Source organism: Novosphingobium soli, assembly GCF_042432915.1.
GTDB lineage: Bacteria > Pseudomonadota > Alphaproteobacteria > Sphingomonadales > Sphingomonadaceae > Novosphingobium > Novosphingobium soli.
Genome location: NZ_JBHLWK010000002.1, coordinates 55,797 through 68,401, shown reverse-complemented (window position 1 = coordinate 68,401; position 12,605 = coordinate 55,797). Strand labels below are relative to the sequence as shown.

Here is a 12,605-nt window from a genome sequence, read left to right as displayed (position 1 = left end):
AGGCTGCCCGACCAGAGCAGCCTCATGAAACCACACCCTTCCAGCGCCGGCCTTGAAGCGGCTTTTCTCGAGAACCGGGACAAGCTGCTGCGGTTCCTGCGCGCCCGCGGCGCCGGCGACGCGGCGGAGGACATCGTGCAGGAGGTGTGGCTCAAGATCGCGGCGAGCCGCCCGGGCCCGGTCGCATCGCCGCTGTCCTATCTGTTCCGCACGGCCGACCTGCTCATGATCGACCGCTTCCGCGCGGCCCGGCAGGCGGGTCTCCGCGACCGCGACTGGTCCGACGCGAATGGGGGCGATCCCCCCGGGGTCTCGGCCGATCCCGCGCCGGACCGCCGCATCGGTGCGGCACAGGAAGCCGCCAGCGTGCTCTCCGTCCTCGATCGCCTCGGCGCGCGGACGTCGACGATCTTCCGGCGCCACCGCATCGATGGCATCCCGCAAAAGGCCATCGCCGCCGAGATGGGGATCAGCCTCAGCACGGTGGAAGGCGATCTCAGGGTCGCCTACCGGGCGCTCAGCGAATGGAAGGAACGATCGCGATGAGGCTGGAGCCGATCGTCTCCGTCTTCGCCGCACAAGGAGCGCGCGATGGCGAGTGATGACACGATCCGGGAACAGGCCTTGCACTGGAGCGTGCGGGCCAACGATCCCGGTTTCCTCGACTGGGAGGCGTTCACCGCCTGGCTGGAGGAGGACCCGGCGCATGCCCGCGCTTACGACGCGGTCAGCAGCGCGGTCGCCGAAGCCGCGGACCTGGCAGCGCGTGGCGCGACGGCGAACGACGACCTGGCGCTGGCGCCGCCCACCGCAAGCCGGCGTGCCTGGCTTGCCGGCGCGCTCGCTGCGTCGCTGGCGGCGGTGGCCGGGCTCTGGCTGTTCCAGGCCGAACGGCGCGACCTCTACACCGTGCGCACCGCCTTGGGCGAAACCCGCTCGCTCCACCTCGATGCGGAGACGCGGATCGACCTCGCGGGCGGGAGCGAGATCGCCCTCGACCGCGACGACACGCGCTTCGCTCGGCTGGAGCAGGGTCAGGCGCTGTTTACCGTGCGCCACGACGCGGCCCATCCCTTCGTGGTGGCGGTAGGCGAAGAGCGCCTGGTGGACCTCGGCACCGTGTTCGACGTGCGCCACGATGCGGAGGGGCTGAGCGTCGCCGTGTCCGAAGGCGCAGTGCAGTTCGATCCCGAAGGCGCGGCCGTCCGCATCGCGCCTGGCGAGGTCCTGCAGCGGCGCAACGGCGCCAGCGACTACACCTTGTCGAAAGTGCCGGCCGAGCAGGTGGGCGAATGGCGCGAAGGCCGCCTGACCTTCCAAGCCGCCTCGCTGGCGGCGGTGGCTGCGCAGCTCTCGCGCGTGACGGGGATCGAATATGCAGCAGCGCCGGCCGGCAGCGGGACCGTCTCGGGCTCGATCCTGGTTGCACCGTTGCGGCGTGATCCCGCCGCGATCGGGCCGCTGCTGGGCGTGTCGGTCAAGGCGGACGGCGGTCGCTGGGTGATCGGCGCGCGTTGATCCGATGCGGCGCCGAGCCTGCATCGTGGCGGCTGCACTGGCCATGCCTGCCCCGGCCCTGGCGGAGGACGTGGCCGTGTCGACGCGCAGAGGCTCCCTCGGCGATGCGGCCATCGAGCTTGCGCGCCAGACGCGCTCGAGCATCGTCATCGCCGATCCGCTCGTCGCCCTGCGGCCGGTTCCCGCCATCCGCGGCCGCATGGACACCGCCGAGGCGGTGCGGCGACTGGCGGCGAAGGCGGGCGGGCGGGCGGTGGCGGTGGCGCCCGGAGCCTGGCGGATCGAGGCCGCCCGGCCCGCACGCGCGCCTGCGCCGGCGCCGGTGCGCACCCCCCCGCCCCGCCCGGCACCCGAGGAGGACGCGCCGACACCCCCCATCGTCGTCATCGCCAGCAAGCGGGACCTCTCCATCGAGGCGATGGCGGGCCAGGTCGCCATCCTGGACGGCGCCTCGCTCGAGGCGGGGGGCATCGGCGGAACCGAGAAGATCACCCAGCGGATCGCAACCGTCACCTCCACCCATCTGGGCAGCGGGCGCAACAAGCTGTTCATCCGCGGCATCGCCGATTCGAGTTTCACCGGCCCCACGCAGGCCACCGTCGGCCAATACCTGGGCGACCTGCGCCTCTCGTACAATGCGCCCGATCCCGACCTGCGCCTGTCCGACATGGCCCGCGTCGAAGTCCTCGAAGGGCCGCAGGGCACGCTTTATGGCGCCGGGTCGCTGGGCGGCATCATCCGGCTCGTGCCCAATCCCCCTGTTCTGTCCGAAGCGAGCGGGTCGGTCACCCTGGGCGCATCGCTCACCCAGGGCGGGGCCCCGGGGGGCGATGCGGGCGCGACGATCAACGTTCCGCTGGGCGAGGCGGCCGCCTTTCGCGGCACCATCGATGCCGCCACGCTGGGCGGATACATCGACAAGCCCCTGCTTGCGCGCAAGGACGTCAATCGCACGCGGATCCTGGGCGGCCGCGCCAGCCTGCGCGCGGAACTCTCCCCCGACTGGACGGTGGACCTCATCGGCCTGGCCCAGTCCACCGACGCGCGCGACAGCCAGTATGCCGCCCGCGACGGCCTGCCGCTCGTCAGCGGTGCCCGGCTGCAGGAGGGCTCGGACGCCGATTACGCGATGAGCCAGCTCGTGGTCTCGGGCAGGCTGGGCGAAGTGCGGGTGCGCTCCACCACCGGCATCGTGCGCCAGCATCTGGAGGAACGCTACGACGCCAGCCTGGACGCGGACACCCCGCGGCGGTTCTCGCAGGAGAACCGCACCCGAATGATTGCCCAGGAGACCCGCTTGTGGCGGCCGGAGGCAAACGGCTTCGGGTGGCTGGTGGGGGCGAGCTTCACGCACAATCGCACCGTCCTGTCGCGCCGCTTCGACTATGCCGGGGCCCGCATCGCCTCGACCGGCGTGCGCAACGTCACGGACGAGGCGACGCTCTATGCCGAGGGGAGCCTGAGGCTGCGGCCCGGCCTGACCGCGACCGCGGGCGGCCGCCTGACGCACTCGCGCCTGAGCGGCGCCGGCCAGGATGTGCAACCTGCGATCGCCTTCGCCCGCGCCGCGGTGACGGCGGACCGCGCCATCACGACGGTCCTGCCCTCCGCAGCGCTTAACGCCGAGGTCATGGCGGGCACGACGCTCTACATGCGCTACCAGGAAGGCTTCCGCCCGGGCGGCTTCGCGATCGAGAGCGAGTTCGTGCGCAAGTTCCGCAACGATCATACCGCCACGTGGGAGATCGGCGCGCGCCATGGGCGGGCGGGCACCGGCCCGTTCGACCTGGCGGCAAGCGTCTCCTACACCCACTGGCGCGACATCCAGGCTGACTTCATCGACAATTCCGGGCTCCCCAGCACCGCCAACATCGGCGACGGTCGCGTCTGGTCGGCCAGCCTGACCGGCGGCCTCCGGCTCGCACCGGGGCTGCGGGTGGAGGCGGGAGCCACCTGGAACTGGAGCGAGGTGGACACGCCGCCGGCCGAGCTCGTGGCCCTGGTCACGCGCGCAGCAGCCCTGCAAGGCGGCTTTGCGAGCCACGAAGCGGCACTCGACGCGGTGCTCGCCCGGTCGATGCAGGTGCCCAACATCGCCGAATTCTCCGGCCGCGTCGGCCTGGCAGGGACGCGCGCCGTCACGGACACCTGGCACCTGCAGGGGAACGCCTGGGCCAGCTACGTGGGCAAGTCGCGCCTCGGCATCGGTCCGGAACTCGGCGAGGCCCAGGGCGACTACTTCGACAGCGGACTGGACCTGAGGCTGGGGACCGGGAGCTTCGGCGTGACGCTCGCCGTCAACAACCTTACCAACTCGCGCGGCAACCGCTTCTCGCTGGGAACGCCGTTCAGCACCGGCCGCAACCAGGTCACGCCCCTGCGGCCGCGGACCGTCCGGCTGGGGCTGGACGCCCGCTTCTGACTTGCGCGCCACGAAGCGCCGGGGCAATCGACAAAAATTGAGCGACGATCGCGAGGAGCGGGAACTTTTTTCAAGGTGCTCCGCGAAGGGCTCCGTCTGAGGGTTCATACCGAACCTGAAGGGACGACGATGCCGCGCCACCTGACTGCGAAGACCCTGCTTGCCACGACCGCCTTCCTTGCCATCGCGACGGCCGCCCATGCCGAAGACGTCGCCACCAAGCGGACCGATCCGCTGCGCACCTCCACCATCAAGAACGGCGGCGCCGACGCCATCAGCGTGACCAAGGACGGCTCGGTCGTGCTCACCAGCGGCACCGCGATCACGCAGGACAGCAACAACGCGGTGAGCAACGCCGGAACGCTGAGCGTCGCCAACGCCAACGGCGCAGTGGGCATCGATTCCCTTGCAGGCGTGAGCGGCGACATCACCAATACCGGCGCCATCGCCATCGACGAGCCCTACGCGCCGACCGACACCGACAACGATGGCGACATCGACGGCCCCTTCGCGCTTGGCGCCAACCGGTACGGCATCCGCACCCAGGGTGCACATGCCGGCAAGATCACGCAGAACGGCACCATCACCGTGGAAGGCAACGATTCCGCCGGCATCGCCTTGGGCGGAAAGCTCACCGGCGCCTTCACGCACGACGGCACCACCAAGGTTCTCGGTGATCGGACCGTCGGCGTGGCGGCGCAGGCCATCGACGGCGACGTGCGCCTCGCCGGCACCGTCACGGCGCAGGGCAAGGACGCGATCGGCGCGCGCTTCGCAGGCGACGTGAGCGGCGCCATGGTGGTTCAGGGCACTGTCAGCGCCACCGGCTACCGCTATGCCACCGCGCCCGGCGACACCTCGAAGCTCGACGCCGACGATCTGCTGCAGGGCGGGCAGGCCCTGCTGGTCGAAGGCAGCGTGAGCGGAGGGATCATGCTCGCCGCCGCGCCGCGCGACGCCGATCCCAACAAGGCGGACGAGGACGCCGACGGCATCGAGGATGCCAAGGAAGGCACCGCCAAGGTCGTGTCCTACGGCTCCGCCGCCGCCCTGCAGATCGGCGCGGCCGACCGTGACATCGCGATCGGGCCGGTGGCCGCCAGCGCCAGCAAGTACGGTCTGGTGATCGAGGGATCGGTCGAGGGAATAGGGCTCTACTCGGGCGTGAACGCCAGCGGCCTGGTGATCGGTGGCCGAGGCGGCGCGGTGGCGATCGCCAACGGGATCGGCGTGACCGGAACCGTGAGCGCATCTTCCAACGGCGCCAGTGCCACCGCGCTGCGCCTGGGAACGGGCGCGACATCGCCGCTGCTGCAGAACTCCGGCACGATCGCGGCCACCGCCGGCAACACGGCGGGCGCCTTGGCCGCGGCCGTGCGGATTGATGCGGGCGGCAGCCTGCCGACGATCCGCAATGGCGGCACCATCAAGGCGGTCGCCGGCGAGAACGGGTCCGCCACGGCGATCTCGGACGCCAGCGGCAGCCTTGTGCTGGTGGAGAACGCGGGCACGATCTCGGCCACCGGCGCCAAGGCCGGCAGCGGCCGCAATGTCGCGATCGACCTCTCTGGCACTGCGGGAGCCGTGTCGATTCGGCAGACGCAGGTCGCCTCCGGCTTCAGCGCGCCTTCGATCGTCGGTGACGTGCGCCTCGGCGGAGGCGACGACGTCGTCGACGTGGCTGACGGCACCCTGACCGGTGACGTGACCTTCGGCCTCGGCGCCAACACGCTCAATCTTTCCGGCGATGCGGTCCAGACCGGCAAGGTCGAATTCGGCTCGGGCAACGACACGATGGCGCTGGCTGGGACCAGCAGCTACAGCGGCGCGGTGGATTTCGGCGGTGGCGCCGACGTGCTCAACCTCACCGGGTCGGCGCGTTTCTCCGGGTCTGTCGCGAACGCCGGCAACCTCGCGGTGAAGGTCGCGGGCGGCATGCTCGACCTCAACAAGCCCGCTTCCATCGCCTCCCTCGATGTCGGTGCCAGCGGCGTGCTGATGGTCACGCTGGACAAGACCGCCAACGCCGGGTCTGCCTATGCGGTCGCGGGCAATGCCGCGTTCGCCGAAGGCGCCAAGCTGGCGATCCGGTTGGCCGACGTCTCCACCGCGGTCGGCAGCTACCAGGTGCTCACCGCCGGGACACTGACCGGCCGCGACAAGCTGGCCACGCTCACCGACCTGGTGCCGTTCATGTTCAAGGCCGAACTCGACAAGGACGCGGCGGCCAACACGATCGTGGTCGACGTGTCGCGCCGGACAGTCGCCGAGCTCGGCCTCAACCGGTCCGGCGCCGCTGCCTACGACGCCGTCTTCGAGGTGCTGGGCAAGGACGAGAAGGTCGAGCAGGTGTTCCTCGGGATCACCGGCGGCGACCAGTTCAGCGCCGCCGTGGGGCAGATGCTGCCAGACCATGCCGGCGGCGCGTTCGAGGGGATCAGCCTGGGCACCCGCGCCCTGGCGCGGCAGTTGCAGGATCCGCAGGGCCCCTTCACCCGCAGTGGCCGGTTCTCCAGCACGATCAGCATGGCGGTCTGGGGCAGCGACCGGAAGACCGGTGACAGCGCCGCGTACAAGCTCAACGGCTATGCCTGGTCGGCGACCGGCGAATACGAGACCGGGGTCGGCCGCTTCGGCGCCACGATCGCCTACATCTACAACGACCACAAGAACGGCGATGTCTCCGACGTGAAGTCCAAGGGCTTCGAGCTGGCGGCGCACTGGCGCGGCAAGTTCGGTCCGGTCAGCGGCTTCGCCCGGGGTTCGGTGGGCACCGCGGACTTCGACGGCGAACGCAACTTCTACGGCGCGGTCGGCTCCGAGTCGGTGCGCCGCACCATGAACGCCGAGTGGGACGGCAAGTTCGTCACCGCGGCCGCAGGCGCCGCGGTCGAGGGCGGCTCGCAGTTCTTCTTCTTCCGTCCCGGGGTGACGGTGGACTACGTGCGACTGAAGGAGGACGGCTACACCGAGACCGGGGGCGAGGCGCTGGATCTCGCGGTGGCGTCGCGCACCAGCGACGAGCTCGGCGTGAACGGCAGCATGACCGTCGGCGTGGACTTCCTGGGCATGCGCGCGCGCGACGAGAACTGGTTCCGCGTCGAGACCGAGGGCGGCTGGCGCGAGATCGTCAGCGGCGGTCTCGGGTCCACCACCGCGCACTTCGAGGACGGTGAAGACTTCACCCTCGAAGGAGACGAGGCGACGAGCGGCTGGTTCGCCCGCCTGCGCGCCATCGGCGGATCCTCCGGCTTCACGATGGGCGGCGAAGTCTCCGCAGAGGACCGCCACGGCCGGGTCGATCTCGCCCTGCGCGGCTCCATCACCATCGGCTGGTAAAGGGCGAACGGCGCAATACCAATTGTCGCCGTCGCTCTGGGCACCGGGCTGCTTATCTGCTGCACCCCCCGCGTGCAGCCCGGTGCCCCTTCTTGCGTGCAGCACGGAAGGCCAGCTCGGCGCCCGCGCCTGAAGGCTGGCCTTTCGATCCCGGACTGCGTCGGCAGTCCGCCCTCTCCATCGCTCCGCATATCGGAGCCGGTGCCAGGCGCGGGGGTCGTTGCGGACACCGGCACATCCGTGTCAAATCGTTGCTGCGCGCAAGGCCTTGTTGACGCGGGCGCGTACGGGTGGGAGCCCATCCTCAACGGCGCCGCTTCGAGCCGCCGGGCGTCGAACGCCGATCGAGAGGATCAGGTACGGTGACCCGTCCCTTCGCACCGCGCCTTGCGGTCTATGTCGGACTCGTGTTCCTGCTGCTCGGGGTGATGGAGCTCGCCGCCAGCCTCCTGTTCTACCAGGCGATCGACCGCCAGACGCTGGACGAGGATCACGCCCGGCGGATCGCCGAACTGCTGGTGGTCAGCGATCGCATCCATGCAATCGACCCCCGGCTCACCGCGCCTACCATGAGCACGCGCCACCTGGCGGCGGCGGTGGCGCGAACCCCCACCGTCCCCAATCACGCCACCGACGGCACGCTGGGCCGGATCGAGCGTCGCATCCTGGAGTGGGAGCCATCGCTGGCGGGGCGTTCGCTGCGCCTCGCGCTGCGCGGACCGCCGCAGGGCCGGTGCGACCTGGTCGGGTCGATCCGGCTGCCGGATGGCCATTGGCTGAACTTCCGGTCGCGCGACATCAACGCCATGTGGCCGGTGGCCCTGCGCGCAACGGTGCTGACGCTGGGAACCACGGTGGCCTTCCTCGCCATGGGGCTCGTCGCGCTTCACGTGCTGACCCGCCCCCTGCGGCGCATGAGCGACGCGGCCGAGGCGATCGGCCAGGGACGGCAGGTGACCATACGCGAGGGCGGCTCGCCGGACCTGAAGAAGCTGGCGCACTCGATGAACGTCATGCAGGAGCGCATCGCCCGCTTGCTGCAGGACCAGGCCCGCTCCTTCGAGGCGATCAGCCACGATCTGCGCACCCCGCTGGCCCGCCAGAAGGTGGCGGCCGAACTGATCGAGGATGTCGAGCTCGGCAGCATCGTGCTGACCAGCGTGGACGAGATGGAGGCCCTCCTCTCCTCGTTGCAGCGCTTCCTGCGCGCGCAGCACCTGGCGGCCGAGCCGGAGGAACTGGACCTGGAGCTGCTGGTGCGCCAAGTGCTCTCCCCATACGGCGATCGTGCCCGCATCACCACCAGCGAGCCCGCGGTCGTCAGGACTTTCCGCGAGCCCGTCACCGTGGCGCTGCAGGCGCTGGTGGAGAACGCGATCCAGTTCGGCAGCGAGGCGCGGGTGGCGATCCGCAGGGTCTCGCGCCACTGGTGCATCGAAATCGCCGATTCTGGCCCCGGGATCCCGCCCCGCTACTTCGATGCGGTCCTCGATCCGTTCTTCCGCCTGGACGAGGCGCGCGCCCGCGACACCAAGGGCTTCGGCCTTGGCATCCCGACCGCGCATCGCCTGATGATGCGCTTCGACGGCGGTCTCTCGTTCGCGGCTTCGCCCGACGGCGGATTGATCGCGCGGCTCGAAGTTCCCGAAACCGAGGGAACGGCGCCCGTACAAGGCGCCGCCTGAACAGCGCCAGGAATGGCCTTGCACGTCCTCGCCGGGCGAGCGCCATCCCCCGGCTCCGCAAGACCCCTCAGACGCTCTCGCCGTCTGCCTCGCCCGCCTCTTCGCCTTTTCGTCTGATCCGCTGCCAGGCGGAGAAGGCCGCGTCCGCACCGGCCTGGCGCTCGCCTTCCAGCCGGTCGATGTTGGCCGAAAGCTGGCCGTAGGACTCCTGCCGGTTGCGGTTGGTACCGGCGAAATGCGGCATGACGAAGCGGGCGTAGAGCTCGTAGCTCTTCTTCGTCTCCTCCCACTCGGCCCAGTTGTGCGCCTGGAGCAGCAGCACGCCGAAGTCGCCCTGCTTGGCCTGGAGCCGTTCGATCATCGCGATGGCATCGTCCGGCGTCCCGATCACCGCCCGACCGGCGCCGACGAGGATGTCGACCGGATCACCTCCCGCCATGCCGCGCATCCCCGCCGGAGCGACCCGGTCGAAGTACTGCACCCATCGCGCGAGTCCCTCGCGCACGTCCTCGCGCGCCTTCTCGCGCGTGGCGGCCACGTGCATGGGCACTACCAGGCGCAGGCGGCGGGGATCCATCGTGTGGCCGCGCTCGGCCGCGACCTGGTTGGCGATGCGCCAGTTTTCGTCCAACACGTCGAATCCCGCCGCCTCGGTCGCCGCGACGCAGAGCATCCCGAAGCCGTGGCGTCCGGCCAGCATTCCTCCCGAGGGCGTGATCGCGCTGGCCACCGCGATTTCAGGATGCGGCTGGGTGTAGGGACGCAGGTGGGTACGGGCGCGCTGGAGGTCGTACCAGGAGGTGCGATGCGTCACTTCCTCGCCGCGCAGCAGCGGCACGATGATCTCTGCCACTTCGGTGAGCTTTTCGCGGAGCGACCGGATGTCGACCCCGATCATCTCGGCATCGGTGGGCAACAGCCCCGGCCCCATGCCGAACATGACGCGGCCCATCGTCATGTGATCGAGCTGGAGGATCCGGTTCGCCACCATCAGCGGGTTGTGGTACGGCATCGAGACCACCCCCGTGCCCAGCCGGATGCGCTGCGTGCGCTCTGCCGCGGCCGCGATCATCAGTTCGGGGGAGCAGATCGTTTCCCAGCCGGTGGAGTGATGCTCCCCGAACCACGCCTCGGCAAAACCGAGCCGGTCCGCCCATTCGACGATCTCGAGGTCGCGCCGCAGCGCGATCGTCGGGCTTTCTTGGACGTCATGGTAGGGCGCGAGGAACAGCCCGTGCTCCAGGTTCGAACCGCTCATCTCTGTCTCCCATGCAGCCGCGTGTCCCCGCGGGCTCCGGCTCCTTCCGGCGACCTAGGACAACCCCGCGTGATGGTCCTGCGATAACAGCGGCAGGTCACCGGCGGGGCAGTTCGCGTTCCGGCCGGGACAAATCCGGCGCCGGAACCCTTCCCAGCGGACCTGCCACTTTGTTATTGCGAATGATTAGCACTTCCACTAGCGGACGCCCCGGGAACTAACACGACGGGGTTGTATGAATCTGAAGCTTGCACTCATGCTCGGCGGCGCTTTCGTGCTCCAGGCCGCACCATCGGCCGCGCAGGAGGCGAATAGCGAGCCGGCCGGAGCCGACGAGATCGTCGTCACCGGCACCTACACGCTGGCCGACAAGATCGACACGGCCACCGGCCTCGGCCTGACCGTTCAGGAAACGCCACAGTCGGTCAGCATCGTGACCTCGCAGCGGATCATCGACCAGAACCTCATCAGCGTGAAGGACGTCATCCAGAACGCGGTCGGCGTCGCGATCAACGAGACCGACGACGTGCGCAACTCGTTCTACGCGCGCGGCTTCCAGATCACCAACACCCAGATCGATGGCGTGCCGACCGCCTGGGCGCTCGGCGGCGACTCCGGTGAGACGCTGGCCGACGTCTCGCTCTACGAGCGCGTCGAGATCGTGCGCGGCGCGACGGGGCTGCTGAGCGGTGCCGGCGACCCGTCGGCATCGGTGAACCTCGTGCGCAAGCATGCCGAGAGCACCGAGTGGGGCGGCTACGTCAACGCCAGCTACGGCAGCTGGAATACCTGGCGCGTCTCGGGCGATATCGGCGGCGCGGTGACGTCCGACGGGCGGCTGCGGTTCCGCGGCGTCGCGCGCTACGAGGAGGGCGACAGCCAGATCGACGGCTACCACAACGAGAAGCTCGTCCTCTACGGCACCATCGACGCCGACATCACCGAGGACACCCTGCTGCGCGTCGGCTTCAGCCACCAGGACAACAATCCGGACGGCGCCGCCTGGGGCGCGCTGCCCTCGTTCTACAGCGACGGCAGCTTCGCCGAGTGGCGGCGGTCGAAGTCGACCGCGGCCGACTGGACGCACTGGAACACGACCAACCAGAACCTGTTCGTCAGCCTGCGCCAGGACTTCGGCGACGGCTGGAGCGTGCAGGCGAACTACAACCGCCTGCGCAACACGCAGCGCACCAACCTGCTGTACCTCTATGGAGTCGTGGATCGCGAGACCGGCCTCGGACTTGCCAGCAATCCGTACTCGGCGGACGGAGAAAGCATCCAGAACAGCTACGACGCCCAGATCAAGGGCAAGGTCACGCTGTTCGGCCGCGATCACGAGGTTGTCGTCGGCGCGCTGCGCAGCATCATCCGCCGCCATGCCGACACGTTCACCTCGCTGAACCTGGACGAGAACGGATTTTTCCCGCCGGCGGGCGACTTCAACAACTGGACGGGCGATTCCTATGCCTATCCGGGCTTCTCCGACGTGCCGTTCCGGGCCTCGCAGGAGAAGATCACCCAGACCGGCTACTACGGCGTCGTCCGGGCGAACCTGACCGACCAGCTCAAGCTCATCGGTGGCGGCCGCCTGGCCAGCTGGCAGCAGCGCGGCTTCGCCTACGGCGTGACCAACAATTACGGCGATGACGACGTGTTCATCCCCTATGTCGGAGCGCTTTACGACCTCACGCCCCAGCACCGCGTCTATGCGAGCTACACCAAGATCTTCCAGCCGCAGAACAACGTCGACCGCAACTATCGCCAGCTCGACCCCCTGGACGGCAAGGCCTACGAGATCGGCCTGAAGAGCTCGTTCTTCGATGACGCACTGCAGACGTCGCTCTCGCTGTTCCGCATCGAGCAGGACAACCTGGCTGTGCTGGATGGTGCGCCGATCCCGAACCCCAACGATCCCACTGCCCCGCCGTTCCAGCCTTACGTCGCCGCAGACGGCGTCGTCAGCAAGGGCTTCGAGGTCGAGGTCACCGGCCAGCCGCTAGAAGGCTGGAACGTGAACCTGGGGTACAGCCAGTTCAAGATGGATGCCAACTTCGACCAGCCGCGGCGCCTGCTCAAGCTGTTCACCACCTACACCTGGCAGGACCTGACCTTCGGCGGCGGCGTGAACTACCGCAGCAAGGCCTACACGGACGGCCTCAATCCGGTGACCGGCGCCCCGTTCCGCTTCCAGCAGGACGGCTATGCCCTGGTCAGCCTGATGGCGCGCTACAACGTGTCCGATGCCCTGCAGATCCAGGGCAACCTGGAGAACCTCTTCGACAAGAAGTACTTCAGCCAGATCGGGTTCTTCAGCCAGTATCGCTACGGCGCCCCGCGCAACTTCACGGTGAGCGCCAACTACCGGTTCTGATCCTCCGGAGCG

Annotated in this window: 7 protein-coding genes; 6 read left to right on the top strand and 1 reads right to left on the bottom strand. The window is 69.4% G+C overall.

Features of this window, described 5'->3' with window-relative positions:
• The first annotated feature begins 24 nt into the window (after positions 1–24).
• The 5 genes from ACFFJC_RS01265 (at position 25) to ACFFJC_RS01245 (ending at position 8,964) form a co-directional block, all read left to right on the top strand.
• Positions 25–546 carry an RNA polymerase sigma factor gene (locus tag ACFFJC_RS01265; protein WP_379485766.1) on the top strand — a complete coding sequence of 174 codons (522 nt, stop codon included), beginning with the start codon at positions 25–27 and terminating at the stop codon, positions 544–546.
• A 45-nt stretch (positions 547–591) separates the two neighbouring features.
• The gene (locus ACFFJC_RS01260) at positions 592–1,518 is read left to right on the top strand and encodes a FecR family protein (RefSeq protein WP_379485765.1); all 927 of its coding nucleotides are present in this window, start codon (positions 592–594) and stop codon (positions 1,516–1,518) included.
• 4 nt (positions 1,519–1,522) lie between these two features.
• Positions 1,523–3,940 carry a TonB-dependent receptor gene (locus tag ACFFJC_RS01255; protein WP_379485764.1) on the top strand — a complete coding sequence of 806 codons (2,418 nt, stop codon included), beginning with the start codon at positions 1,523–1,525 and terminating at the stop codon, positions 3,938–3,940.
• A 129-nt stretch (positions 3,941–4,069) separates the two neighbouring features.
• Positions 4,070–7,279 (top strand): autotransporter outer membrane beta-barrel domain-containing protein, encoded by a 3,210-nt coding sequence (locus ACFFJC_RS01250; RefSeq protein WP_379485763.1) that lies wholly within the window; start codon positions 4,070–4,072, stop codon positions 7,277–7,279.
• A gap of 362 nt (positions 7,280–7,641) precedes the next feature.
• Positions 7,642–8,964 (top strand): ATP-binding protein, encoded by a 1,323-nt coding sequence (locus ACFFJC_RS01245; RefSeq protein ID WP_379485762.1) that lies wholly within the window; start codon positions 7,642–7,644, stop codon positions 8,962–8,964.
• Between the two features lie 67 nt (positions 8,965–9,031).
• Here the strand turns inward: ACFFJC_RS01245 and ACFFJC_RS01240 are convergent, their stop codons facing one another.
• Positions 9,032–10,222, bottom strand: a complete 1,191-nt coding sequence (locus ACFFJC_RS01240) for an LLM class flavin-dependent oxidoreductase (RefSeq protein ID WP_379485761.1) — start codon at positions 10,220–10,222, stop codon at positions 9,032–9,034.
• A gap of 235 nt (positions 10,223–10,457) precedes the next feature.
• On the opposite strand from ACFFJC_RS01240, the gene ACFFJC_RS01235 reads away from it, so the two are divergent.
• Entirely contained in the window at positions 10,458–12,593 is a 2,136-nt protein-coding gene (locus tag ACFFJC_RS01235) for a TonB-dependent siderophore receptor (RefSeq protein WP_379485760.1), read from the top strand.
• Positions 12,594–12,605: the final 12 nt, after the last annotated feature.

Excerpts from the sequence above, each read along its gene's own strand:
- ACFFJC_RS01265 (WP_379485766.1), top strand. The coding sequence starts at position 25 with ATGAAACCACACCCTTCCAGCGCCGGCCTTGAAGCGGCTTTTCTCGAG.
- ACFFJC_RS01260 (WP_379485765.1), top strand. The coding sequence starts at position 592 with ATGGCGAGTGATGACACGATCCGGGAACAGGCCTTGCACTGGAGCGTG.
- ACFFJC_RS01255 (WP_379485764.1), top strand. The coding sequence starts at position 1,523 with ATGCGGCGCCGAGCCTGCATCGTGGCGGCTGCACTGGCCATGCCTGCC.
- ACFFJC_RS01250 (WP_379485763.1), top strand. The coding sequence starts at position 4,070 with ATGCCGCGCCACCTGACTGCGAAGACCCTGCTTGCCACGACCGCCTTC.
- ACFFJC_RS01240 (WP_379485761.1), bottom strand. The coding sequence starts at position 10,222 with ATGAGCGGTTCGAACCTGGAGCACGGGCTGTTCCTCGCGCCCTACCAT.
- ACFFJC_RS01235 (WP_379485760.1), top strand. The coding sequence starts at position 10,458 with ATGAATCTGAAGCTTGCACTCATGCTCGGCGGCGCTTTCGTGCTCCAG.